Source organism: Pseudoalteromonas sp. MMG013, assembly GCF_018100885.1.
Lineage (GTDB): Bacteria > Pseudomonadota > Gammaproteobacteria > Enterobacterales > Alteromonadaceae > Pseudoalteromonas > Pseudoalteromonas aurantia.
Genome location: NZ_JAGJEE010000001.1, coordinates 64716 through 90640, shown reverse-complemented (window position 1 = coordinate 90640; position 25925 = coordinate 64716). Strand labels below are relative to the sequence as shown.

At 40.1% G+C, this 25925-nt stretch carries 25 protein-coding genes; 7 read left to right on the top strand and 18 right to left on the bottom strand.

Annotated features, from left to right (window positions below):
- Positions 1-26: 26 nt before the first annotated feature.
- The 7 genes from J8L98_RS00415 to J8L98_RS00385 all read right to left on the bottom strand — a co-directional run bounded on the left by J8L98_RS00415 (position 27) and on the right by J8L98_RS00385 (position 5578).
- Positions 27-2021: a TonB-dependent receptor gene (locus J8L98_RS00415; protein WP_210994787.1), complete on the bottom strand. Its 1995-nt coding sequence runs from the start codon at positions 2019-2021 to the stop codon at positions 27-29.
- A gap of 124 nt (positions 2022-2145) precedes the next feature.
- Positions 2146-2409: a hypothetical protein gene (locus J8L98_RS00410; protein ID WP_192510047.1), complete on the bottom strand. Its 264-nt coding sequence runs from the start codon at positions 2407-2409 to the stop codon at positions 2146-2148.
- A 160-nt stretch (positions 2410-2569) separates the two neighbouring features.
- A complete protein-coding gene (locus J8L98_RS00405) occupies positions 2570-2821 on the bottom strand; it encodes a hypothetical protein (protein WP_192510046.1) in 252 nt (83 codons plus the stop codon).
- Between the two features lie 5 nt (positions 2822-2826).
- Positions 2827-3231 (bottom strand): DUF1761 domain-containing protein, encoded by a 405-nt coding sequence (locus tag J8L98_RS00400; protein WP_210994786.1) that lies wholly within the window; start codon positions 3229-3231, stop codon positions 2827-2829.
- A gap of 85 nt (positions 3232-3316) precedes the next feature.
- The gene (locus tag J8L98_RS00395; protein ID WP_210994785.1) at positions 3317-3844 is read right to left on the bottom strand and encodes a response regulator; all 528 of its coding nucleotides are present in this window, start codon (positions 3842-3844) and stop codon (positions 3317-3319) included.
- On the bottom strand, positions 3844-5073 hold the full coding sequence (locus J8L98_RS00390; protein ID WP_210994784.1) for a HAMP domain-containing sensor histidine kinase: 1230 nt from the start codon (positions 5071-5073) through the stop codon (positions 3844-3846). The genes J8L98_RS00395 and J8L98_RS00390 overlap by 1 nt, the downstream gene beginning before the upstream one ends.
- A gap of 106 nt (positions 5074-5179) precedes the next feature.
- Positions 5180-5578, bottom strand: a complete 399-nt coding sequence (locus tag J8L98_RS00385) for a DUF4440 domain-containing protein (protein WP_192510042.1) — start codon at positions 5576-5578, stop codon at positions 5180-5182.
- A 143-nt stretch (positions 5579-5721) separates the two neighbouring features.
- Here J8L98_RS00385 and J8L98_RS00380 point away from each other — a divergent pair, with 143 nt between their 5' ends.
- Positions 5722-6786 carry a ketoacyl-ACP synthase III gene (locus J8L98_RS00380; protein ID WP_192510041.1) on the top strand — a complete coding sequence of 355 codons (1065 nt, stop codon included), beginning with the start codon at positions 5722-5724 and terminating at the stop codon, positions 6784-6786.
- 67 nt (positions 6787-6853) lie between these two features.
- Positions 6854-8323 (top strand): aminoacyl-histidine dipeptidase, encoded by a 1470-nt coding sequence (locus J8L98_RS00375; RefSeq protein ID WP_210994783.1) that lies wholly within the window; start codon positions 6854-6856, stop codon positions 8321-8323.
- Between the two features lie 331 nt (positions 8324-8654).
- On the opposite strand, the gene J8L98_RS00370 is transcribed toward J8L98_RS00375, so the two are convergent.
- Positions 8655-10022, bottom strand: a complete 1368-nt coding sequence (locus J8L98_RS00370) for a leucyl aminopeptidase family protein (RefSeq protein ID WP_210994782.1) — start codon at positions 10020-10022, stop codon at positions 8655-8657.
- 59 nt (positions 10023-10081) lie between these two features.
- On the bottom strand, positions 10082-10453 hold the full coding sequence (locus J8L98_RS00365) for a hypothetical protein (protein WP_192510038.1): 372 nt from the start codon (positions 10451-10453) through the stop codon (positions 10082-10084).
- Positions 10454-10547: 94 nt separating this feature from the next.
- Here J8L98_RS00365 and J8L98_RS00360 point away from each other — a divergent pair, with 94 nt between their 5' ends.
- The 3 genes from J8L98_RS00360 to J8L98_RS00350 all read left to right on the top strand — a co-directional run bounded on the left by J8L98_RS00360 (position 10548) and on the right by J8L98_RS00350 (position 15150).
- The gene (locus J8L98_RS00360) at positions 10548-10727 is read left to right on the top strand and encodes an oxidoreductase-like domain-containing protein (protein WP_210994781.1); all 180 of its coding nucleotides are present in this window, start codon (positions 10548-10550) and stop codon (positions 10725-10727) included.
- Between the two features lie 235 nt (positions 10728-10962).
- Complete coding sequence (locus J8L98_RS00355) at positions 10963-13608, top strand: TonB-dependent receptor (protein WP_210994780.1); 2646 nt, start codon at positions 10963-10965, stop codon at positions 13606-13608.
- A gap of 96 nt (positions 13609-13704) precedes the next feature.
- Complete coding sequence (locus J8L98_RS00350; protein ID WP_210994779.1) at positions 13705-15150, top strand: sulfotransferase; 1446 nt, start codon at positions 13705-13707, stop codon at positions 15148-15150.
- Here the strand turns inward: J8L98_RS00350 and J8L98_RS00345 are convergent.
- On the bottom strand, positions 15113-16036 hold the full coding sequence (locus tag J8L98_RS00345; protein ID WP_210995044.1) for an alpha/beta fold hydrolase: 924 nt from the start codon (positions 16034-16036) through the stop codon (positions 15113-15115). The two genes, J8L98_RS00350 and J8L98_RS00345, sit on opposite strands and share 38 nt — an antisense overlap.
- Before the next feature lie 147 nt (positions 16037-16183).
- Here J8L98_RS00345 and rlmF point away from each other — a divergent pair, with 147 nt between their 5' ends.
- On the top strand, positions 16184-17083 hold the full coding sequence (gene rlmF / locus J8L98_RS00340) for a 23S rRNA (adenine(1618)-N(6))-methyltransferase RlmF (protein WP_210994778.1): 900 nt from the start codon (positions 16184-16186) through the stop codon (positions 17081-17083).
- A 180-nt stretch (positions 17084-17263) separates the two neighbouring features.
- On the opposite strand, the gene J8L98_RS00335 is transcribed toward rlmF, so the two are convergent.
- Together J8L98_RS00335 and J8L98_RS00330 are read right to left on the bottom strand one after the other, a co-directional pair.
- Positions 17264-18430 carry an aminotransferase class I/II-fold pyridoxal phosphate-dependent enzyme gene (locus tag J8L98_RS00335; RefSeq protein WP_210994777.1) on the bottom strand — a complete coding sequence of 389 codons (1167 nt, stop codon included), beginning with the start codon at positions 18428-18430 and terminating at the stop codon, positions 17264-17266.
- A 190-nt stretch (positions 18431-18620) separates the two neighbouring features.
- Positions 18621-19535 carry a permease gene (locus tag J8L98_RS00330; RefSeq protein ID WP_210994776.1) on the bottom strand — a complete coding sequence of 305 codons (915 nt, stop codon included), beginning with the start codon at positions 19533-19535 and terminating at the stop codon, positions 18621-18623.
- Positions 19536-19645: 110 nt separating this feature from the next.
- On the opposite strand from J8L98_RS00330, the gene J8L98_RS00325 reads away from it, so the two are divergent.
- Complete coding sequence (locus tag J8L98_RS00325; RefSeq protein WP_210994775.1) at positions 19646-19936, top strand: metalloregulator ArsR/SmtB family transcription factor; 291 nt, start codon at positions 19646-19648, stop codon at positions 19934-19936.
- A gap of 88 nt (positions 19937-20024) precedes the next feature.
- Here the strand turns inward: J8L98_RS00325 and sigZ are convergent, their stop codons facing one another.
- From sigZ to J8L98_RS00295, 6 genes are all read right to left on the bottom strand, one after another.
- Entirely contained in the window at positions 20025-20567 is a 543-nt protein-coding gene (sigZ, locus tag J8L98_RS00320; protein WP_210994774.1) for an RNA polymerase sigma factor SigZ, read from the bottom strand.
- A gap of 74 nt (positions 20568-20641) precedes the next feature.
- Positions 20642-21337 carry a glutathione S-transferase family protein gene (locus J8L98_RS00315; protein WP_210994773.1) on the bottom strand — a complete coding sequence of 232 codons (696 nt, stop codon included), beginning with the start codon at positions 21335-21337 and terminating at the stop codon, positions 20642-20644.
- A gap of 112 nt (positions 21338-21449) precedes the next feature.
- The gene (locus tag J8L98_RS00310) at positions 21450-22856 is read right to left on the bottom strand and encodes an ATP-binding protein (protein ID WP_210994772.1); all 1407 of its coding nucleotides are present in this window, start codon (positions 22854-22856) and stop codon (positions 21450-21452) included.
- Between the two features lie 57 nt (positions 22857-22913).
- Positions 22914-23495: a thymidine kinase gene (locus tag J8L98_RS00305; RefSeq protein ID WP_210994771.1), complete on the bottom strand. Its 582-nt coding sequence runs from the start codon at positions 23493-23495 to the stop codon at positions 22914-22916.
- A 94-nt stretch (positions 23496-23589) separates the two neighbouring features.
- Entirely contained in the window at positions 23590-24369 is a 780-nt protein-coding gene (locus J8L98_RS00300; RefSeq protein ID WP_210994770.1) for an amino acid ABC transporter substrate-binding protein, read from the bottom strand.
- Between the two features lie 124 nt (positions 24370-24493).
- Positions 24494-25858 (bottom strand): AlkA N-terminal domain-containing protein, encoded by a 1365-nt coding sequence (locus tag J8L98_RS00295; RefSeq protein ID WP_210994769.1) that lies wholly within the window; start codon positions 25856-25858, stop codon positions 24494-24496.
- Positions 25859-25925: the final 67 nt, after the last annotated feature.

The following is a 25925-nucleotide window of genomic DNA, read 5'->3' as shown; positions in this document are numbered from 1 at the left end:
ATTAAAACTGAATATTCGCTTTAAAATCAAAATGTATAGCTGTATTGTAAACGCAAATTCCGTCCTTTTGCAGGAAGCTGTCCATCAAGCATTCTAGGGTCAAATACAACATAGCCTTTATCAAATAGATTTTGTGCCTTTAGCTGCAACGACTGGACAGGTGATAATTGCCAAGTAACACTTGAACCAAAAACAAAATAGGCCGATTGATTAAAATGTGGAGAAACGCTCAGATCAAGCGATTCAACAAAAACGCTATCACGCCAAACTGCATTAATACTCAATTGAAAATCTAAGAACTGATGTGTTAATGCCAATGCACCAAAGCGTTTAAAACTGGCATTAAACGGTTCATCGAATAATTGTGTATAGCCTAGTTCAAACCATGTGTTGTTCGACAAATTGAAGTTACCGTTGAGCTCCACACCCTGCATACTTGTTTCAAACACATTATCGAAAGTAAAACGACCTTGCTCTGCATCAATCGGTACTAGGTTGATAAAGTCTTCTAGTTCATTGTCAAATACAACCACGTCAGCCTGCCACGAATCATACTGGGCATGCCAAACCAGCTCCGTTGTTTTAACATATTCAGATTTTAAGTTTGGATTGCCAATGGTGACATCGTCATTTGAATTCAACTCGTTACTCACAGGCGTTCTAAATGACTCCCCATATTGAAGCTTTACGGTATGGTGCTCATAAATATTATAAATAATCGCTAACCGAGGTGAGAGCTTATTATCAATGTGTTTCACCTCATCAAATCGAGCCCCTAAAAATAACGTCGTATCAGGGGTAATACCATACTTAACTTGACCATAAACCGCATATGAATCAAATGATTGTAACAGGCCACTAAAAGCATCGTAATCGTAGACCGTCGTTAATCCATTTTGATCATACGGTTTATCAACGTAAACATCGCCACGTTCAAAATCGAAATAGCTTGTCCTGATCCCAGCTTTCGATTGCTCTTCTTCCGAATATTCAGCGCCAAAGTTCAATACAAGTTCAGCATCAAATGTGTAAGAAGCATCTAACTTAATGGTGGCATCTTGTGTTTGCCAAGCTGGACCTACAAAAAAGTCACTCTCTAAACCCAATAACTCGGCGGGTGCAATTAAGCCATTGCTTATTATTTCATGCTCAATAAATTGAACATCACTGGTTACCTGCCACTTTTCATTGCTTAACCATTGATGTGTCAAATTAAACGCAATATTTTCGCTATTGTGTTCATTCCCTACCGACCAGCCAGCTAAATTTACAAACTCCCGAAGTTTAGTTCGATTATGATGTATGGAAAGCCGTCCATTTTGCCATTTCATCCCCAACTCAACAAAATGTGTTTCTATAGGATCACGCACATTAAAAGGCATGTAACGCTCACCATTGCGTGTTTGCCATGATAAATTGGCATATACATCAATCTCTTCATTCAGCTGCTTAAACAGATTGACACTCCCTTCTACATGCCCTTGCTCTCCAAGCGCAACCGAGATTTGATTTGCATCTTGTTTTGTAACAACATTCATAACGCCTAGAAATGCATTGCTACCATACAAAGCCGAACCAGGACCGCGTATAAACTCAACGCGTTCAATAATTTCAACTGGAATAAAAGGCATGTACACAGAGGCTTTACCAAACGATGACTCATTTAGCCGAAGGCCGTTGATCATCACTAATACATTGCCACTGTCTAAGTAAACACCGCGTGTGTGTTCTTTTGGAACTGCACCAACCCAATCACCTCGGGTAGATTGAAAGCCTGGCACAAAATTCATTAACTCATAGGCGCTATTTACACCTAACAAAGAAATGTGTTGATGATTGAAAACAGTGATACTCGAGGGGACGCTTGCGCGTGTTTCTGCGGTTTTGGTAGCTAAACTAATGTTTACATCGAGCAATTCTTCAAAAGATAATTCAAATAGCCCCTCATCAGGATCTGTCTGAGCAAAGCTTGAAAATGAAAAAACACACCCAGTTATAAACAATACTAATTTATTTTTCATCACATTCTCTAAATTGCAAGAACGTTGCTCGCAATATAGAGAAACCACCGCACAGCAACCAATTCTACTTTAATAATACAAGCGATGGCTAACTGTGCAAGCTTTTAGCGGAGTTTATTGATATTTAAGCTGTTGCTGTAGACTGTTTGGCTTTAAAGTACTTATATAAGCCTATCAAAGACGCCGCAATCCAGAATATCTCAATGACGAAGCTGGCCAAATTAAAGTTGTAACATAAGCTAATAAGTAAAAGGATTGCGCCTGATAAATTCATCAGATTATAAGTGAGGCTTTCTGGGTTTGCTTTCCCTAATTGCAACATAAAGAATGCGCCAACTACTAACCCAGTACCACTCATACCAATAACATCAAACAATAAATCGATCATGTCTTTTCCATCTGTGCAGCCGATACAATAATATCGGCAATAAAAGTCACCCAAACTGACTGGCCCGGTCCATGGGAAGGGTTATTTTCAATCGTTGAAACAGCACAAAACCGAGCAATCCTACCATTTAAGCATGTTAAATACAGGGCATTTGTCCGCTTCACTTAAACGTCACTTTACCCCCAATAATTTTTAATGCGGGTGTGCCACGGATCAAAGTTTGCCGAGAAAAAAGAGTATCACATTCAGGACAGTGCACTTGGTCATGTGTAAAGTCTTTTGATATTCGCTCAATAAAGCACTTTACCAATGCCCCCTTCCCTCCTTTACGATATTTAAACAGAGTGGCTTTACATTTTGCACAAAAGATATCAACCGTTCGTGTCGGTCCTGATTTATTCGGTTTTGCCATTAATTTTATCCAGTAAGGCTTAACACAACAGCATTGAGTATAAACTGAACCGTGTGAAAGCCGCCATTAACCAACAAAAGTTTGAGTGGTCTTTGCTCGAAAATATAGCTAATTCCAAACGCCGCAGTGACAAAGCCAAGCCCTGTCAATAAGCCGAATACAACCGCATTCCAAAATGTCGGATCTTTACCTAGGAGCAGTGCCATCGAAAAAGATACGATCAGTGATAAACACATTGCAACGCCGTATATCAGTTTGGGGTCGCTATTTTTTAGGTCTAGTTCCGTTAAGCCACACCCCTCCATCCACATTTGTCCAAAAAGCCACGATGAATACCATATCCCACCCAACATAAATGTAGATAAAGCAGCAAGTAATACCGCCCAATAATTAAGTTCAAGTATCTCCATGTCTCGTATCTCTTACGCACTATTATTTTAATTTAGTTAATAAACAGACCGTGATCAACCCAACATTCTCTCACTTTAATTTGATTTATCTTGGTGCCGGCTTCTTTTGTAGTTTCCGTTGCAACGTACGTCGATGCATATTCAATTGCCGCGCGGTATGTGAAATATTTCCTTCATTATTTTTGAGGACCTGCTGAATATGTTCCCACTCCAACCTCTCTGGCGACATAATCACTTCTTCGGTGTTCGTACTTCCTTTGGGGATCTGACCTGTTAACGCTTGTAATATAACTTGTGTATCTGCTGGCTTCGTCAAATAATCATCGGCCCCCAATTTTACTGCTTCAACTGCGGTGGCAATACTGGCAAACCCAGTCAAAAGAACCAGTTTACAATTCGGTAACCGTGCTTTAATTGGTTCAATAAAATGCAAACCTGATTGCGTTGTCAATTTCATATCTAACAATACATAATCAGGCATAAACTCATCACAGGTAAGTAAAACCTTGCACTCCTCATTCACAATTGCACATTCAAAGCCATATTTACTTAATCTACGGGCTAACGTATTTGAAAAGGCGATATCATCTTCAATAATTATTAGTTTTTTCATTATTTGGCTAATTTTGCAGGGAGTAAGAGGCGTGTTTGAGCCCCTAAACTCATATGGTTTTCAATTGTTAGGCTTCCATTTAACCGTTCAAATGTAGCGTGAGAAAGTAACAACGCAATCCCCATTCCATCATCACTTTGTACAATTTCGTGGCCCAACTCACTGAGTTTTTGCGGATCAATGCCTTTGCCATTGTCCACAATGGTCAATTGCCAACGGCTTTGCTGTATTTTACTCGATAATACAATGGTGCTATGAGCATTATGCTGATTAGCACGGGCTGCATTGCTCAAAATATTCAGTATTGCGGGGATCAACATCGGGTCAGAGCTGACCATTAATCTACCAGTTTCATCAGAGCATTCAAGTTTTTGCTCTGGGTACTGAAGCGCCATTAACGTCACAAGCTCCGCCAAGACTTCCGAAACCAATTTAGCTTTATCAGAAATACCTTCTTTAAAATTCTCCGTCTGTCGTCTAAAACTATTTAGTTGAGTTTTACATTGCGTAAGAGCGACTTGAATATCTGCAATAGCGGGATGCTCAGGCATATCCTCCTGAACCTCCTCAAACAAAAGATTTAAATTTGCGATGGGTGTTGCCAATTGATGTGTTGCTTGAGCCGCTGCACTGCCCAATGCCATAATTTGCTCACTTTTTAGTTGTTGTTCTCGTGCTTTTGCAAGTTTATGTTCTTTGTTTTGAATTTGATTTACTAACGCCATTACGACTGCAACAATCACAATAACGCTGAAAACAAAATTGACCAACATGCCTGTTAAATGTTGATGCATGTCCATATGATGTAAATGATGACTTGGCATAGTGACAAATAAATAGCCATAACTTGCTAATGCTAAACCTGCGACAATAACGACATAGTTTTTAGGTACGGTGACGGCCGCAATAACAATTGGCAACAGTAATAAAGACACAAAGGCATTACTCGCGCCACCAGACAGCGATAATAAGACGGTTAAGAACAACAGATCAGCCAGTAATTGAAATAACATACCTGTAGGTGCCGCTTCACTGGTATTGCGATAGGCATAGACACTGACTAATTGAAATAAAGATTCAATACCAATGACAATAAACGCAGGTAGCAAAGTAATTTCTTTGTTAAAAAAGTAAGCCCCGCTTAACACCATTATTAGTTGTAGCGCAATCGCGATTGTTCTCAGTAAAAGTAATCGACCGATTGAAGAGTTAGGTGAAAATACTATCATGCCTATTTGCAAAACCAGATAACGAATTAAGCTCGTCACTTTAACTAACTCATGACAAATAACAAGCGATAGTCTATGAATGGTATGTGTTAGATCAAATAAAGCACTATTCGTATTGTAGTGCAAACTCTGGGCAAGGAGTTCCTTGGTGATAAATAAGTTGCCACTGCTCAGCGACCTTTTTCCATATCGACATTCTAATCGAATAATGCAAGGGTGCTCTAGCACTGTGCCGATATGCTGCGTGATAAGTGAGCTGCGCTATATCAGCACTCAACATTTGACCTATAAATGACTGATTATAAAACTGTGGCACTTTCTCACTGGGTAGCCTAGACATTATATGCGCTTTATTAAACATTAACCCATTGGCTGATATTTCGTGAAAATTAGGGCTAAGTAGCTGATCTAACCTATTCACTGACTGCCTTACACTTGGTTCTAATAAGATGCGTTCAAGTTCAACCAAATGTTCAAGTAAAGACTCAGATATTTTTGTCGTCATAACAAATAAGCGGGACAGTTTAACTAAAGTATTGAAAGTTTAGTTCACAGTTATATGCTTAACAATATCAACTGGCTTTGAAAAGCAATGTTTGCTATAAATGCGGGTTAGCCCGACTGGTCAGACAAGAATAGAGAACAATTATGATTTATGCCAAAATTACGGGCTGGGGGAAATGCATTCCTCCAGCAACCATTACTAATGACGAAATCAGTCAGATAGTCGAGACTAATGACGAGTGGATAACAACTCGAACGGGCATTAAAGAACGTCGCGTCAGTCATGTAAGCACCGCTGAATTGGCAACGGTAGCCAGTCAACATGCGCTAGCCTGTGCTGGTATCGATGGCTCAGATATCGACCTGGTATTACTGGCCACTTGCACACCATCTACGATGGTTGCTAATACCGCATCTTTGGTACAAAAAAACATTGGGGCACAAGGCGCAGCAGCATGCGATACCAATGCCGCATGCTCTGGATTTTTGTATGCCATACAAAATGCGACGGCGCAAATTCAAGCTGGTATGATTAAACGCGCGGTCGTTGTTGCAGCAGAGCGCATGACTTGGTATGTCAATTGGGCAAAACGTGATAGTGCGGTCCTTTTTGGCGATGGTGCAGGCGCTGTTGTGCTTGAAGCAAGCGAAACACCTAGCGGTCTGTTAGGGTCTAAAACCGGATGCGATAGCACTGATCGCAATATTCTTCACATCGAAAATTATGGTACCGATATGAATAAATATAATCCAACAGGCCCTTCTGAATTACTTTTTGAAGGTCGTGAAATCTTTAAACGCGCTGTAAAAGGCATGAGTGAAGCATGTGATGACGTGCTAAATCAAGCTCAATTAACCTTATCTGATATAGATGTTCTGGTTCCGCATCAAGCAAACTTACGAATTATCCAGGCAATGCAACAACGCCTTGATATAAACGATGACAAAGTCATGGTTAACATCGATAAATACGGTAATACCTCGGCTGCGACGATTGCCATTGCATTATGTGAAGCTGTAGAACAGGGTTTGATAAAGCCACATAGTAATATTATGTCCGCAGCATTTGGCGCAGGCTTAACATGGGCTGCAAGCTACATTAAATGGGGTGAGCGCACAACCCCTATTAATATAAGTGACGCCAAACTGCCTGATACCGATAAAACAGGCCTACAGCTGATAGAGCATGCTGTAAAGGCATGCCAATAAAGTTATTCCTTTGTCCCCTAATCCAGTGGTAAAATAATAAAAACTTTACTCACTTAAGGGGACAACCTTGTTCACCCAACACACTGAAATCGCTCAACTTGAACCAAAGGCCATTTGGCAGTTCTTCGATCAAATTTGCGCTATTCCACATCCATCAAAATATGAAGAAGCGCTTGCACAATTCATTATTAACTGGGCAAATGAGCAAGGTCTGGACGTTCGAAGAGACCCTACTGGTAATGTTTTCATCAGAAAAGCAGCTACATCTGGCATGGAAAATATCACACCGGTTGTTTTACAAGCACATATTGATATGGTTCCACAAAAGAACGACGATGTTGATCATGACTTCACAACAGACCCGATCCGTCCATATATTGATGGGGAATGGGTCACTGCAACTGGCACAACCCTAGGCGCAGACAATGGTATGGGGATGGCATCTTGCCTAGCTGTACTTGCTGCAAATGACATAAATCATGGCCCTCTTGAAGTGCTGCTGACGGTCGACGAAGAAGCAGGTATGACGGGTGCCTTTGGCTTAGAAGCTGGCTATCTAGAAGGCGAAATATTATTAAATACCGATTCAGAACAAGAAGGTGAAATCTACATGGGCTGTGCCGGTGGCGTAGATGCTACGATCACCTTACCAATTGACAGAGTACAGGCTAGTGAACACCAAACCATTGTTACACTCACTTTAAAAGGACTCAAAGGAGGCCACTCAGGTGTCGATATTCATACTGGTCGTGCCAATGCTAATAAGTTGCTTTCACGTTTTTTAAAGAACCATGTTCAGAGCACCCCATTTCAGCTCATTAGCTTTAAAGGTGGTTCATTAAGAAATGCGATTCCACGAGAAGCTTATGCTGAAATATCGATCGCGACCTCTCAACTTACTGCTTTTGAAACTTCCGTCGATGAATACCTACAACTTATCTCGCAAGAACTTGCCTCTATCGAAACAACTTTAACGTTCGACTGCACACCTTCATCCTCCACTGAATTACCAATGAGCGACGAAACTAAGCAGCGAGTTTTAGCGCTTATGAATGCATGTCCTAATGGCGTGATCAGAATGAGTGACGATATTGCTGGGGTCGTTGAGACATCACTTAACATGGGTGTGATCAATACACGTACCGACGAATTCGAAGTGCTGTGCTTAATTCGCTCTTTAATCGACTCAGGTCGCTCTGACGTTGAAGGGCACCTAAATTCATTGGCTGAGTTAGCTGGCGCCAACATCGTATTTTCAGGCGCATATCCTGGTTGGAAGCCTGAGCCTGACTCGAAAATACTGCATATTTTCCGCGATGTGTATGAAGGTATTTACAGAAGAAAACCACATATCATGGTGATCCATGCCGGCCTTGAGTGTGGGTTATTCAAAAAGCCTTATCCCGAAATGGATATGATATCTTTTGGTCCAACTATCAAGTTCCCCCATTCACCTGACGAAAAGGTGAAAATTGATACCGTTGGTCTATATTGGCAGCAAATGAAAGCGATATTAGAAAATATCCCAGCGAAATAACTGAAAGTTAGGTATACCCTTTACCAATATTTACTCATTATTGGTAAAGGCTCTGCTTACAATAGCCTTGGAATTTTTGCTTAAACTGTTCGCTCTACAAAGCAAACGGTCCCTTTAGCCTTTGGTGTCCCTATTCTCTTCGAATCATATATACTTGATGGTAATGTACAGACTTAAGTTAGGCTGACCTAGCAGAGCTGGTTAACGCGACTATTTATTTGGATCCGAAAACATAGACAACAAGACTATGTTTACCGCTTTGAATTATACCTTGAGCACAAAACATAGAAGCGCAAGAGTGCGATGTGTGGTTCACCACACTCTTGCAATATTATGCCGAATAACGTTTTTCTAAATAAGAAAAGGTTGCACGTAGGCCTAACCCTTCCCCACCTGCTGGACGACCCGGTAATGAACGAACATTCCAAGCCATCACATCAAAATGTACCCAAGGTGTTTGTGCAGGTTCAACAAACTCTTTTAAGTACAGTGCAGCCGTGATAGCGCCACCAAAAGGGGTTGAACCACAGTTAGAAATATCAGCTATTTCACTTTTAAATAATCCTTTGTATTGATCAAACAATGGCAGCTGCCAAACGGGATCTTGATTAAGTAATCCTTGTTCAACAAGCCCACTTGCTACAGTGTGATCTGTACTAAAAAAGCCTGGTAACTCTGTACCTAACGCAACTCTGCACGCGCCCGTCAGTGTCGCAAAATCCATTAACAAGTCAGGTTTGTCATTTTGCGCTTCTGCGAGTGCATCACACAAGATCAAACGCCCTTCAGCGTCCGTGTTATCAATTTCTACAGTAATACCTTTACGCGTTTTAATAACATCGCCTGGCCTAAATGCATTGCGTGACACCGCGTTTTCAACCGCAGGTACTAACACTCTTAGGCGTACCGGTAAATTAGCAGCCATAATCATTTGTGCTAAACCGATAACATGAGCAGCTCCGCCCATATCTTTTTTCATATTGCGCATACCAGCAGCTGGTTTTAAGTCCAAGCCACCCGAGTCAAAACAAACGCCTTTGCCCACCAGGGTGAGTTTTGCATGCGACTCATTCCCCCAAACCAAATCTAGCAACCGTGGTTTGTTATCACTGGCACGTCCAACCATATGCACAGTCGGATAATTATGTTCGAGTAACTCATCACCAATCAGTTCGTTAAACTGCCCGTCAAAGCGCTCTGCTAGCTCAATCATTGTCTCAGCAAGATGCTGAGGCATCATATCTGCCGCTGGTGTATTCACTAAATCTCGAACTAAGTAAATTGACTCAGCTTGTTGATATACTTTCTTAAATATTGCCGCGTCGCTGACTGCTAAGCACGCCTCTATTTTAGGTAACGATTTATATGCTGAGAACTGATAAGCACCGAGAATAAAGCTAAGCGCCTGCTGCTCTACAAACTCATGTGCTCCTTGAATTTGATACTGACCTTTCGGTAATTGCTTAGCAAGATCTCCAGCTAACCACATGCTTTCCAGTTCATCCACTACACACAGGACCAACTGCAATTCGCTGCTATTCGCATCTGTAATGGTAAATACTGGTGATGATTGACTGCGACATGCATTAACTACATTCGCAACATAATGAGTTTGGTTGTTTAGCCAATTGTCTAATTGGGCTTTCTCAACAAAGTGTAAGGGTGTTCCTTGATCAGAGTGGACAAGTAATCCGCGCATAATACTCTCTATCTGGTAAATTCTAAATTTAGAATACCAAGTTACGCGTTCGAGATCACTTATTTACGGTTATGATTTGACTTGTTATTGACGGAGAAAGAACTCGGTAATACATCAACACCAACCCATTGTCCTAATTTTACGATCAATGGAATCGTAATAGGCGCAAACGGTAAAACAGCAAACACACCAAGACCAAGCCCTTTCAAAATGTCGACTAGCTGCTTATTCGCCACCTTTAAGTCTGATTTATTTCCTTCCCCCATCGTATAGCGTTTATAGATTGTGAGCATCTCTTTTGTCTCTTGCTTTTCTTGAGCTAAAGCACCTTTAAGAGCCAACATTGTACGCCTCAAGCGCACTTGCTGTTTTCGCTTTGTTATTTTTGCAACTCTCAACGGAGCCTTATGAACTACTCTAATTAGGCGCATTATCACTTATAAACACGTATGTATTATGAAGACAGTGTAGCAAAAGAAAGACCTATGTTACTATGTGATTTTAGTCTTAATTACTGCACGCATTATGTCTGAGCTTAATAATCAAAATACTGATACTCCCCTTCCAGAACCAACCAAGCCACGTTCTGATGATTGCTGTGGGGGCGGTAGTTGCTGTCCTTGTGTATGGGATGAGTACCGTGTCGCTCGAAAAGCATGGATAATAAGCGTTCAAAAGAGTGAAGTATTGGAGAAATCTAACTAAACCTTTAGAAAAATACTGATTTCCGCCGATGAAAAGTTCAAAAAACAACCAAAAACCTCATTTAATTACATAAACTTATCAAAATATTTGCCTTTATTAAAAACACTGCTAAGTTTGAAAAGATGCAAATTTAATTTGCATCCTAAGTTAATGATATGTATATATTCAGAAGCTCAAATAATAATACCGAGCTCTATTTAACTTATGACAACAATAGAACAACTGGGGAAACAGGATGAAATTACAATTAAATAAGGTAAGCCGTGCTTTAACGTACGCGCTCGCTTCAACTGCCACAATGGGCATTATGTCAACGTCGGCTATCGCTGCGGAGGGGGATGAAGCAACCGACAAGAAAATAGAAAAAATTGCCGTCGTTGGCTCTCGGGCTGCGCCTCGTTCGGTTGGTGACTCACCAGTTCCAATCGACATCATCGGTGGCGAGGAACTATCGAAAGGTGGTGGCGATGATATGCTTGAGTTACTAAAAGGCTCCGTGCCATCGCTCAATGTTCACCAAAATCCAATTAGTGATGCCGCTTCTTTAGTACGTCCGGCGAACTTACGTGGCTTACCTGCCGATAGCACGCTCATTTTATTGAATGGTAAACGTCGTCACCGTTCATCTGTTATTGCATTTTTGGGCGGTGGCATCAATGATGGAGCCCAAGGACCAGATATTTCAACGATACCCAGTATTGCACTGAAACAAGTTGAGGTTCTGCGTGATGGTGCAGCTGCACAATATGGTTCTGATGCAATTGCAGGTGTAATTAACTTTGTATTAAAAGACGCATCTGAAGGCGGCAGTTTCTCAGTTAAGAAAGGTCAATACTTCGAAGGAGACGGTGATGCAACAACGTACGAAGGTAACGTTGGATTACCCTTTTCTGATGACGGTTTCGCGAACTTAAGTTTCCAGTACAAAGAAGCTGATCCAACGAGTCGCAGCGTACAACGCCCTGATGCGGCAGCATTTGCTTCGGCAGGCTTAGAAGGCGTTCGAGACCCAGCCCAAGTTTGGGGTGCACCTGAAATTAATGATGATATCTCTTTATTTGCTAATGTCGGTTTAGACATATCTAATAATGACCAATTTTATATGTTTGGTAACTACTCTGAACGAGATGTACGAGGTGGATTTTACTATCGTAACCCAACAACTCGCCCAGGTGTATACGGAGGTGTGATACGTAATGTAAATGGCACACCATCACGCCGCGATCCTAATGATGTTGAACAACAAAAGTTATGGGATGCCGCAATGCCTACCATACTCGTTGGCTCACTTGATGGCTATGATCAACAATTAAACTGCCCGGTTGTCGAAATTGGCACCAATGGTTTACCTGATCAAGCTGCGTTAGATTCACTGACTGCTGCCAATTGTTTTGCATTTAACCAAGTATTACCGGCTGGTTTCACGCCATTTTTTGGTGGTAACATAACAGATACCTCTTTCACTGTTGGTACAAAAGGTGAAATTGATGAAGGTTACTTTGAAGGTGCATATTTCGACTTAAGCGGCTCTGTGGGACGCAATGAATCACGGTATTTTATTACTAACACAGTGAATGCATCTTTAGGCCCAGATAGCCCACAAGATTTCAGCCCAGGTAAATACATTCAACTAGAAAAGAATTTTAATGCAGATATTTCAAAAGGCTACGATTTCGATTTAGCCTATGAAGTCAACGTTGCTGCTGGTCTTGAGTGGCATGAAGAGTCGTTCGAAGTCGTTTCAGGTGATGAAGCATCATTCTTACCTGGCCCATTAACACAACAAGGTTTTGGTATTGGGTCAAATGGCTTCCCTGGGTTCCAGCCTTCGGCAGCTGGTGTGTTTACCCGTCGTAACTATGGCGCGTATATCGATATTGAAACACCTTTTACTGACGAGTTTTTAATGGGTTGGGCACTGCGCTATGAAGATTACGATTCATTTGGCTCTACAACAAACTACAAAGTAACTGCACAATATCAAGCAACCGACGACTTATCTCTGCGAGGTTCAATCAGTACTGGTTTTAGAGCACCCACAGTTGGCCAAGCAAATGTAAGTAACGTACAAACCAACTTAAGCAGTGGTGTTTTAGTTGATTCAGCTTTATTGCCACCGACAAACCCTATCGCAGTGCAACTTGGCGGTAGTGAGCTACAACCAGAAGAATCGCAAAGCTATACGTTTGGTGCCGTTTACCAATCTGGTGATTTATTCTTAACCGTAGATTACTACAACATCGAAGTAACTGACCGTATTAGTCAATCAGAAAAGATTGAGCTGACACAGGCAGACAAAACAGCACTTAAAGCGGCTGGCGTACCAAATGTTGATGGATTAGCCCAAGTAAGCTTTTTCACCAATGACTTTGATACCACGACGCAGGGTGTAGACGTTGTTGCAAACTACTCTATGGATTTATTAGATGGTTACTCAACCTTTGCATTTGCTTACAACTGGAATGAGACCACAGTAGATAAGTTTTCTGCAATTACAGGTGACTTCAAAGTAAAACGCTTAGAAGAAGACTTACCTAAACACCGCTCATCATTTACGTGGTCTTCGCAGTGGGAAACCGTGTCTTCATTCGTACGTGCTAACTACTTTGGTGAGTATCAAGGCGTACACGTTGATTTCGACCAAACTGCAAAAATTGCTGATGCTTCTGTAACTATCGATGCTGAAGTCACCTATTTTGCAACTGAATCAGTGAGTATCAGTGTCGGCGCAAACAACCTATTTGACCAAGAACCTGAAAAGTTAGATTTTGTGGGTGCAACAGGCATTCCAAATAATAACTGGGGTGGAAAGTATTATGAAACCTCTCCGTACGGGATCAATGGTGGCTTCTATTACGTTAAAGCAACATATACGTTCTAATTTACTGTAACCCAGCAGCAAAGGCGAAATGGCAATAGCTATTTCGCCTTTTTATTTTTATTATCTAACTATTGAATATCCGTTTATAAAAAATACATGCTACTACTTAAAAGAGCCAACGAGTTATTGGCCGATAACCAACTTCGAGAAGCCGAATTTATGTTTAAGGCGGTCTTGAAGGAGAACCAAAAGAATGGGCCTGCTTTATTTGGGTTGGGCCGAATTTGTATGCGCTTAGAAGAATACGATAGCGCGATTTACTATTTAAAACGGGCTTGTGAATACCTCCCTAAAATGCTCGATCCATTGTTTGCCCTTGCTGACGCATTTATTGAAGCAGGTTCACCTGTTGATGCCAAAACAGTGCTTGAATATACACTAACCGTCGCACAGCATAATTCACAAGCACATTATCAGCTTGGTCAATTTTATTTGGATCATGGTTTCATCGACAACGCTAGACGTACATTTGAAAAAGGTATCACCTGCCCAAAAGGCGCCGTCACCGCTTTTATGCTCTATGAACTCGTGCAGATAGCGCCCAAAGCAAATCTCGATGGCTATTTAACGCCTTTACATGAATTGCTGAATGAATATGATAACAACCGCTTAAAGGTGGTGGTCTATTATGCACTAGCTAAATGTTGTCACAGGCTAGATGATTTCAACCAAGCGTTTGATTACTTTAAGCTGGCAAATAGTACGCAATTAGAATACTGTGATTTTCGCACCGAATATATGCAACCCTTTTATGACAGCATCAAAGCTCATTGTAACAGTGACTTTTTTGAATCCCCTAATGACAAAGTCAAAACCACATTTGTACCCACCTTTATTCTAGGGCTACCAAGAACTGGTTCAACGCTATTAGAGCAGATGCTTATTCAACATAGCAATATAGGGAGCATGGGAGAGAGTACAGTTATTAGTGATAAACTAGTTCCTTTTTTAATGCATCGCTCAGAATCAGCTTTTCCTGAATGTTTACAAAATTTGACTACTTCCGTGTTGGACCACTGCCGCGCACTCTATATTGATGAAGTCAAAAAGCATCGTGTCGGCGAACAAACTGTAATAAACAAGCTCCCTGCGAATTTTCAGAATATAGGGCTAATCTATAAATTGTTTCCTGAGGCCCGTATCATTCACCTAACTCGTAGCTTCAATGCCACTGCTTGGTCAGTATTTAGCAATCACTTTGCTGAGAACGAGCCCTATTTTTGTTCTCTCAGTGAATTTCAATTATATGCCCAATACCACGACGACACCATGCATCACTTTAAAGCCATGATACCTCGAAGCATCTATAGCTTAAGTTACGAAGATCTATTAGACGATCCAACTATGCAAATACGGAAAGTTTTGAGTTTTATGTATCAAGATTTTCAACCTCAGTGCTTAGAGTTTCATAAAGCTCGACATAAAGTGCACACTTTGAGTAAGTCTCAAGTTCGCCAACCTATAAACCAAGCCCCAAGGTCAAACTGGCGTCATTATGAAAAACTTATGTCACAACTACTTCCGGCTCAGAATACTGAGTAAACCATGATATGAGGTCTTTAAACTGATCTTGATGGGCGAGCGTATGTGTAAGCATATCAATATGACCATAATCAAAGCTATACCCATATTTTCGCCCGTATATCGTCATTTTTTGAATGCCGCAACCCGACTCATCAATAAATTTTTCAATATCAACAGGTTGAGCTAGGGCTTTGTCATTAACACCAGCTACATGCAGTACCGGTGGAAGCGCTTTATTTTTGAGTACTTTTGCGTAATCAAATCCATCATCACTATCAACCCATGGGGCTCGTTTTGCCCATAGAGCACTTTGTCGATGCGATTTACGCGTTTCATTGTCACTGCCCCACTTCAACTTTTTCGCTGGTAAAAAGCCATACTTTTTTGTGTATAAATGCGCGAGGCCAAACCACAATAAATTGGCCTGGAAATATTTACTAATATGATGGTTATATAAACTCCGCTTTGACCCAAAATAAACACATGATGCGACCTTGTTTATTACCTCGGGAAAGCGTGCAAAATAACTATTCATTAATACGCCGCCCCATGAATGTGCAACCCAGTATTTAGGAAAACTGCCATGATGACTTTCAATAAACGCAAGCATTGCTGGGAAATCTTCTAAGATCGCTTCTGTCTGACCATACATCGATGTCTTAGAGATTGCAGGCAGGCTTTTTCCTCGCCCTCTTAAGTCAGCAACATAGCAGTGAAACCCTTGCTCTGCTAAATAAGGAGCCAACCCCTTATTCTTTTCTGAATAAAAGATTTTGCCGTTCTCAACTGCACCATGCATAAAAAAAATGCAAGGCCCGTTTACGCCTTCTTTATAAATATGTCTTAAATGCAGTGTTTGTTGGTTTGTTAACTCGCAGTATAAAGAGGTTTGTTTTATCATCATTTCATCATTATTATTATCAACCCACCTCATCGTACCAGTTGAATTCACTTCCATCAATTGCATAGCGACACATAAAGAAAATTCAGTGCTGGTCGAGATGTCTATGACTTCGCTATAATGTAAAAATCAAACACAGCTAGAATTTATATGCATTCAAGAAACCAACATAAACAGGGCTATGACTTTAAAGCTTTGATCACCACACTGCCTGCGTTATCCGAGTTCACCATAGTGACACCCCGAGGGGATACCAGCATTGATTTTGCCAATAAAACAGCAGTGAAGACCCTAAACAAAGCACTGTTACAACACCATTATGGCGTGAAGTATTGGGATATAGCTGACGAATTTTTATGTCCACCAGTACCAGGAAGAGCCGATTACATTCACGGTATTGCAGACCTGTTAGAGTGTGACATGACCTGCAAACAAGACAATCTTTGTCAAATATATGGGCTTGATATTGGCACCGGCGCAAATGTGATTTACCCGCTCATTGGAAATGCGCAATACAAGTGGCAATTTATTGGCTCTGATATTAATTTAAAAGCAGTGAAAAGTGCTCAAACAATTTGTACAGCAAACAAATTACCTATTAAAGTCATTCATCAACCTAACGCAGAGTTTATTTTCAAAAATGTCATTATGCCAAATCAAACGCTGCATTTCTCCATGTGTAACCCCCCATTCCATAGCAGCGAAAAAGCCGCAAGCGCAGGCACTCAGCGTAAATGGAAAAACTTAGGAAAGACCCCTCCAAAAACACTTAATTTTGGCGGGCACGCACCTGAGCTATGGTGTACGGGTGGTGAACTGCGATTTATTAAAACAATGATCAATGAAAGTAGGCTTTTTTCACAGCAATGCGTGTGGTTTACGTCATTAGTCTCTAACAAAGACAATTTGCAGCCACTCAAAAAAGCACTAAATAAATTGCAACCTGTTGAGGTTAAAGTGATAAAAATGGCTCAAGGACAAAAACAAAGTCGATTTATAGCGTGGACATTTATAAATCGAGAGCAACGTAAAACATTGCTCTGCCAATAACATCTGGGTACATCACAAACTGAGGTTGTGATGTACATTAATATATCACTCTATAATTAAAAAAATAAATAAGCTACGTACCTACCGCCCAACAATGGTCCTCTTAATCGCCAACATTGTCGAGATCCATCTCAGGAAAATGAAAAAATTAGCGACCTGCACTTGAATATCACCTATTCTTCAACCCACTTTAGATTTAAGTAATTGAAGCGAAGCTTGTACCTTTTCTAATGGAGATGCAAAGTTCATACGATAAAAATTTTCATCCTCCTCACCAAACCATGTGCCAGGTGTTAACGCTATTTTAGCTTCTAGAGTTAACAACGCCTTTAATTGTTTTGGTTTCAAATCCAACCCAGAAAAATCAAACCAAATTTGATTTGTACCTTGTGGTAAAAATGTTTTAACTTGGGGAAGCTGCTTGGCCATAAAGTCAACAATCCAGTTACGGGTTATTTGTGTATAATTCAAAAATCCATCAAACCACTCTTGACCATGTTGATATGCTGCAATCGTGGCATACATAGTTACTGCATTTGCATGGTCTAGCGACATAGAACTCGACGTTGCTTTAATTTTTTCTCGTAGCATCTGATTATCACTGTAAATGTAACCATTTGAGATACTATTTAATCCAAAGTTTTTTGCGGGTGAACCGATAATTGTTAAACTATTGTTATAATCTAACGATGCAATACTTGTGAATCTCGCGCCGTCAAAAATAATATCGCCATGCACCTCGTCACTAATTATTGTTGTATTATATTTTTTTGCAATCGAAACAAGCTTCTGTAATTCCGATTTAGTCCATACCCTACCAACTGGATTATGTGGGTTACACAACAATATCATTGCTATATTTCCACTTTTCAGCTGTTGTTCGTAGTCTTCGAAATCAATAACATACTGGTCACCCTCAATTTTTAAAGGGTTATTTATTACCTGCCGCCCTGCTGATTCAATCAACCTACGAAATTGGTGGTATACGGGTGTTTGGATTAAAATACCATCCCCTTCATGAGTGAAATCACGTATCAACATTGCAATGGCACTTAGTACTCCTGGAACTTGTACAAAATGCTCTGGCTTCAAATCAAGATTATGTCGTTCTTTATTCCATGTTGAAATAGCCTCAAAAACAGTTTGAGAATCGAATTCATAAGAATACAGCTCACGGTTAACTAATTGCTGCATTACATTCGTTATTGGAGAAGCAATGGGGAAATCCATATCAGCTATCCAATAAGGTGTGACATCATCTGTACCATAAATTTGCTGTAGCATCTTGCTATCGCTCTTTATGAATTTATGACGAGTATTGGTATGTTTTGGGGTAATTTGAAACATATATCCTCTCTTTACACTTATAACTAACAACAATAAGACGTCGCTATTGTGATAAAGACGTAAAACAACTTTCAGTTTCGCTGTATACGTCACATGCAACAAACGCCTATTGTCTCTACTTTATGCATACCAGCTTCAATTCACTGATATGACTATTTTGAATATTCTAAACCTGTTGGAGATACCACGATTAAAAAAGATATGAGTATAAGTAGCCTGCACTCACAGCCATTGACAATATCACGACTAAAAATGCAACTATCATCTGATTTTTAAAAATAGATTTTAATAACACGACTTCAGTAAGGCTTGCTCCAGCACTACCTATCACCAACGCCATGACCGCCCCTAATCCCATACCTTTGGCTGCTAATGCTGCGCTTAATGGGATCACTGCTTCAGCACGTATATACAATGGAATCCCAATTATCGCAGCAAAGGGTATTGCCAATGGGTTGTCATCACTGGCGACTCTTGCTACAAATTCAGTAGGCATAAAGCCATAGATCAATGAACCAATCGCAATGCCTCCGACTAAAAAAGGCAGTACTTTTTTGAAATCAGCCCATGTCACAATCCATATTTCAAACCACTTGTTTACTGGTTTACTTTCCTTACGACCACTCGTAGAACAGCGACTTATCTTAGGCTCGACGTAAGCTTCAGGACGGATATACTTCTCAAAGCCTAGCTTTTCTAACAAAAACCCTGCGACCACAGACACGCCCATAGCCATGACAAAATAAAAAACTGTGACTTTCCATCCAAATGTTACTGCAAATAACCCGATAATAATTGGATTAAGTAAGGGGCTGGCAAATAGAAATACCATCATAGTGCCAAAGCCTGCTTTAGCTCTTAACAACCCTTTTAAAAATGGGATAGTTGAGCATGAACAAAAAGGCGTAATAGCGCCAAGAAACCCTGCAATAATATACCCCTTACCATTTTTACTACTTAATATGTCCCGTATTTTATCTGGCGGGATATACGCTTGAAGTGCCCCAACAAGATAGCTAATCAGTAAAAATAGTACGGTTAACTCAATAGCCAGAAAAACGAACATGTGCAGTGCTTCAAACACCATATTTTCTGTGATATTCATGATCAAAAACAATTCCATAATTCCAGTTATATCGAAATATATAGGAAACAGTATCATTGTCAATACATTTCTAGTAATATCGAAATATAAAGAGTTTTTGAGGTGTTATTTTGGAAATAGAAACGATTGCTAAAGCACTTAAGGAGCTTGGCCACCCAACACGGTTAACTATTTTTAAGCGGCTAGTAAAAGCGGGTGAACAAGGTATTGCTGTTGGAGTTGTTCAAGAAGAGTTACAAATTCCTGGCTCTACATTGTCACACCATATTTCAAGTTTAGCTTCTGCTGGGTTAATTAAACAAAGACGTGAGGGTAGAACACTTTACTGTGTTGTTGAGTATGAAAAATTACTGTCTGTTATCGCATTTTTACAAGACGAATGCTGTGCTGATGAGGGTTAGCCGTGATAGATAAGTGGCCTTACCTATACGTCTTGAGGCGTAAATACTTAGCATAAAGTAAACAGATGGTGCGATTAACAAAATGCGCCTAACAGGATGAGCATTTTTTATCTCTCTTATCAAAATCGATTAATTCCCCTTTTGAATTTATCGATAATTCACAACACTGATTAAATAATTCGCTCAGATTTTGCCGACTTTTTTTTACCCGTGACTTTAACGTTGAGTATTTCATCCCGTTTAAGGCTGCATAATCCTTCTGTGAAATGCCATCAATATCAATTGCGGTAAGTAGCTTTGCTTCACTGTCTGGTAACCCGTTAATAAATGCAGTGACACAGTGAGAAAGTTGACTATAGATATCTTCCTCAGCTAACTCATACCAAATCACCTGTTTATTTATTTTAGAGATAGTGGCTCGTTTCCGGTAAAAGTCTATAATTGCATGATTCGCGATTTGGAATACCCAGGATTTAACTTTTTTCGTATCTTTCACTGTATCTAGGTTTTGATAAGTCTTGATCAGAATGTCTTGTAATAAGTCTTCGACATCACTTGGGTTTGAAATATGCTTGTACAAAAACGCCTTGACGCTACTTTGATAATCAGCCCAAATAGCTTCTAAGTTCATAAAATATTCCTTGAGCTCCAATCACGTAAAATATCGGTGAGAAGAAGTGCCTCTCGGCACTCCTCTTATAACAATTAACAACAAGCACTTAAATTGCTGCTACTCGGTTGATTTACGTGACTGTTGTTTGCTAAATAAGTATTTGTCAGATAAAAGTCTTTAAATTGTAATTCAAAGTCATCTGAGACCGTATTATCCATAATCGTGGTCGCCAGCACTGCACTTTGCCATGCCTGAGCTTTTGGTAAATCACATAAAAAGTCATGTCCTGTATATTTTTTAACAATGGCGGCTCGGTGTAAAAGCGGTAACCATGCGATATCTACATTACTTAGACTGTCTGATTTAAAAAATTGTGTTTTACCTGACAACTGAGCTTCTATTTTATTAAATATTTCATTTAACTTGCCAGCACGCATTGTGAAGGTTTCTTCATTTTTACTGCTCATGGTGCCACATTGTGCTAAGTAGTTTTTAGTACCTAAATAACTCCATGCCCTATCCAGAGCGCGTTGCTCGTTACTTACGTTCGTTTCCAATGGGCCATATTCATCTTCAATATATTCAACGATAGCATCCGATTCAAATATCGTGATTCCATTTTCACTTACCATGACCGGAACTTGTCCATTAGGCGAAATATTCAAAAACCAATCTGGCTTATCTTGAAGGTTTATATATTGGATCTCATAAGGAACATTTTTGGCCTCTAACGCCGCAGTGACTCTTTGAACAAAAGGACATATTTTAAAACTCACTAATTTAACCATGCTTTACCTCTAAAGTAATTTCAGTGTCTTTACATCTTTAAGACGGAGGCGTATAAAAAAAGACGACACTTTTTGAAAAAATATAGCGAGATAAGCGAGCGCTGAGCTGCATTTACCAAAACGGTAATGTGATAATAAACGTACTACCAAAGCCAACTTCACTTTCAACATGAATTGTGCCATTGTGACTTTTAACTATTGAATTTGCGATAGTTAACCCCAAACCAGTCGCTGAACCAATCGGCTTTGATGTATAAAACGGGTCGAATATTTGATGAATATGCTCAGTACTAATACCGCATCCTGAATCTATCACTGTTATCTCTAAAAAGGCATCTCGGCGTATCGCTTTAACATGAACGGTATGATTCATATCACACTGTGCTTCCAAAGCATTTATCAATATACAGCCAATGGCTTGGCCTAATAAATCAGCAGCGGCACTAAACGAATCTTTGCACTCTACCATCAACTCAAAAGAGGATGAAGGTTCTAAATTTAAGTTAATAATGACAGTATCAAGAATATCTTGGATACAATTACCTGAGCTCACTTGTTGACTTGAATTGGTAAAAACACTCAAATCTCTAACTATATGTGCAATACGCGTTAAACCTTGCTTTGTTTCATTAACCAAATCCTTACTTTCAGTTTGAATCCAAGGTAAATCAAATTGCCCTTCTATTTCCTTAACAAGTTCTGCCAATTCATTATGCTCACTCGTCGCCATACATAATCGCGCCCAAGCATCATTTAACTTAGTAAAATGTTCAGAGATAAATTCGTTATTACTACTAATGGCACTCAAAGGATTGTTAATTTCATGGGCAATGCCGGCAGCGAGTTGCCCGACGGATGCCAGTTTTTCTTGTTGCACTAACACTTGTTGTTGCGCATCTATTTTTTGTTTTGCCAATTCAAGCGCTATGTTTCGTTGCTCAAGTTCATAAGTGCGCTCGGCTACACATTGCTCCAGTTCTTCATTAAACGACGACAGCCTCTTGGCCATATTCGCGAGTTTAACTAGGTGTTCATATGATCTTAAAGACGCGGTAATAACAGTATAAAGTCGTTCTTTTGTTAGCTCAGTCTTCGTTTTATAATCATTGATATCATATTTCAGCATCAATTCATGTTCAGGAATAGAACCTGGTTGCCCAGTCCTAAGTACAATCCTGATAGTCTCGTTACGTAACACTTGCCTAATTTCTTGCGCACATTCAAGCCCTGCTTCATCACTTTCCATAATGACATCTAACAAAACCAGCGCAATATCTGGTGAATCTTTTAAAATAGTAAGTGCTTCGATTTTACTATAAGCATGCACCAATTGAAGGGAGCGCTGCTCAAATTTATAGCTTCTTAATACTAACTTAGACAGCTGATGAACGGACTCATCATCATCCACAATTAAAACATACCAAGGATCATGGTTGCCTATTTGGGGTTGCCTTGCTTGTGGCTTTGCCTGCTCAGGCTCACTGGAAAACAACGCAAGAGGTTTATTTCTATCTGTCATAACTGCCCAAGGAGTTTTAACGCTAAGCTTGGGCGCTATAAGGTGATTTTTCAAGTTTTAAACTTGATTTAACTCCGCTTTATAGTGATGTCTACAGACTGAAACATAGCGGTCATTTCCACCAATTTCAACTTGCGCCCCATCTGCAATCGCTTTGCCATGCTCATCAGTACGCAGCACCCTGTTCGCTTTGCGTCCACAATGACAAATCGTTTTCAGTTCAATTAATTTATCAGCCCAAGCTAACAAATATTGCGATCCTTCAAACAACTCGCTTCTAAAATCAGTTCTTAACCCGTAACATAAAACGGGAATATCCAATTGGTCAACCACGTCAGTTAATTCATCAACTTGCTTTTTGGTTAAAAATTGGCATTCATCAACTAAAATACAGTCCAATTTAGTTTCATTATGATGAGTTTTGATTAATTGTTTAAGACCTGTGTCATTTGCATAAATATGCGCATCGGCTTGTAGTCCAATTCGAGAAGCGACTTTACCCACTTGAGCGCGATTATCTATCGCCGCCGTCAAAATAAAAGGATTCATCCCTCTTTCACGATAGTTAAATGCTGATTGTAATAAAGTGGTAGATTTACCCGCATTCATTGCTGAATAATAAAAATAAAGTTGAGCCATTCTTAATCGTTCCACACTAGAAATTTAGCCGTAGTCTACCCAACCAAATACAAATTTGCTATGTTGACCTTACCGTCACTTAGAATTAACCATATTACTCAATACCGTCATCATCCATTTCAAGGTACTCCATATAAAACTCGGCGACTGGCATAGTACCTAATAAAGACCAAATCAAATTAATTTCATGGCTGTTGTGTGTAAAAAACTCTTTTGAAAATGTTAAAAACCCATAGCTCATGTCAAAAGGTGGGTAAACGGATACCAACTCTTGTGAATAAGGATAGGCGCGCACTTTTTCACCATTAATTAAACACAAACCAATTGAGCCATCAACAACATCTTTCATAACCAAATCATAAGCTTCTGTTTGAGAGCTTGTATTAACAATAGCAAAACGTTTGGTATCTATACTTGATGCCGCTGAATAACCACTTGGTATTGCCAAAGAGAGTGCTTTGTTACGCGCTTGAATATGTTGGTAAAGCGCCTCTTTTCCAACGATGCATCGTCCAAAACGGCTAATCGCCACTGTGGAATTCACCGAACCATCCGCGTTAAATGGATAAACCATAAACGCTTCTCTTTCCGTACGGTAACTTGCAATTACGGCATTGACTTTGTTCTTTTTCAGTTCATGCAAACACCGTTGCCAAGGTTTACGAACATAAGTAAAAGAGACTTGTGGGATTTGCGCATCAGCTCGGCGCAATATTTCAATTGCCGCACCGGGATTGTGTCTGGGAACTGCTTGTCCGTTGCCCATGTATGCGGGTGACAGCTCCTTATCTTCATAACAAAACGTTAAGTTCACGCCATAAGAGAATGGAGACACTGCCACAAAAGCTAAACTAACCAACCAACGTAATAACAAAGTAAGACCTATAAATATGTTAGCCTCTTTCTAGTATACGCAAATTCATCGAAATTGCCGAAATTGTTGCACTAAACAGTCATCTAGCTGAAACACAAAAATACAACGCTTCCGGCTATAACAACTACAATGTGCGCCAAAGGTGGAATGTCAGATAACTGCGAAACGGTGCACATGTTTGGGTATCAAATGATCCGCACTGTGCAAAAGCTTTTTTAACACCTAAATCTCCCCCTAGATATATATCTGGGTTACTTTGTCCTCTCATTTTTACGTAATCAACAGTCCATGGTCCGACTCCTTTGATATCTAACCATGTATCTAAATCATCGTTATTTTTATGCTCAACGCAATACTGAGCTAAACTACGTAAAGCACTCTTTCTTGCCCCTGGCATTTTAAAAAACTCAAATTCACAGTTTTGTAAAGCATTTGCAGTTGGAAATAACGGTTCATTAGATTGACCTGATAAACCTTTATGTTCAACCAATATACATAGCAAATTGCGAGCTGCTGACACACTCACTTGCTGACCTAGAATGGCACGAATACCAGCTTCGAACACATCCCAAATCCCTGGTAGACGTAGCCCTTGTTCTAATATTAAGCCACTCGGTATATTCGCCTCCAGATATTGATTAATAAACTCTGGATCTGCGTCTAAATCCAAGACGCGACGAATGTTCGCCACAACTAAATGAAGCCCACGGATATCATTGATTTTAATTTCCACATTAAAGCCATGGTTCAATTCATCAAAGTGTGCTGTAAATGCCCCCGTATACTCACCCAAAGAGTACGTTCTTCCGTACTTTCTTTCACCTAGCCATTCTATTGGTTCAATCAATCGCGCACTAAAAAACTGATGCAATGCGAACCAATTGTAAGGGGGGCGAAAAGCCATGAATAACTTAATTGGCGTATCGGAAATAACGCGTTCCTTTCTAAACTGGCTGGGATTGAGTGAAAATAGTTTTGAAAATGCGTCATTAAAACGGCGCAATGAGTTGAAGCCACTGGCAAACGCTATTTGGGAAATTGGTAACTGTGTTTGTTGAAGCAGCTGTTTCGCTAAATCACATTGCTTGTACAACACATATTGTTTTGGGCTAGTGCCATAATACCTTTTAAAAAGCTTATTTAAATAACGTTGAGATATACCTAGTCTATTCGAAAGCCCCTCAACTGACATATGACTCAGCGCACCTTCATCTATGAGTTTTTTAGCTCTCACCGCCGTAGTTTCTACGCCAAGCCATGCATAACTGCCTGGTGCTGAATCTGGTCGACAACGAATACAGGGGCGAAACCCCGCGGCTGCTGCACTATAAGCATGTTCAAAATACGAGACATTTTTTTCGTGGGCCATCGGTGCAGGACAAATTGGCCGGCAGTAAATACCTGTACTTTTAACCGCGACAAAAAATAGCCCATCAAATCGATGATCTCGACTTTTCCTTGCTTGTTGACAAACTTCAGATGAATACATGTGACCACTCATATCTATATCATTGATTATATATTAACTGATATGAAAGCTATGAATGGCCATAAAT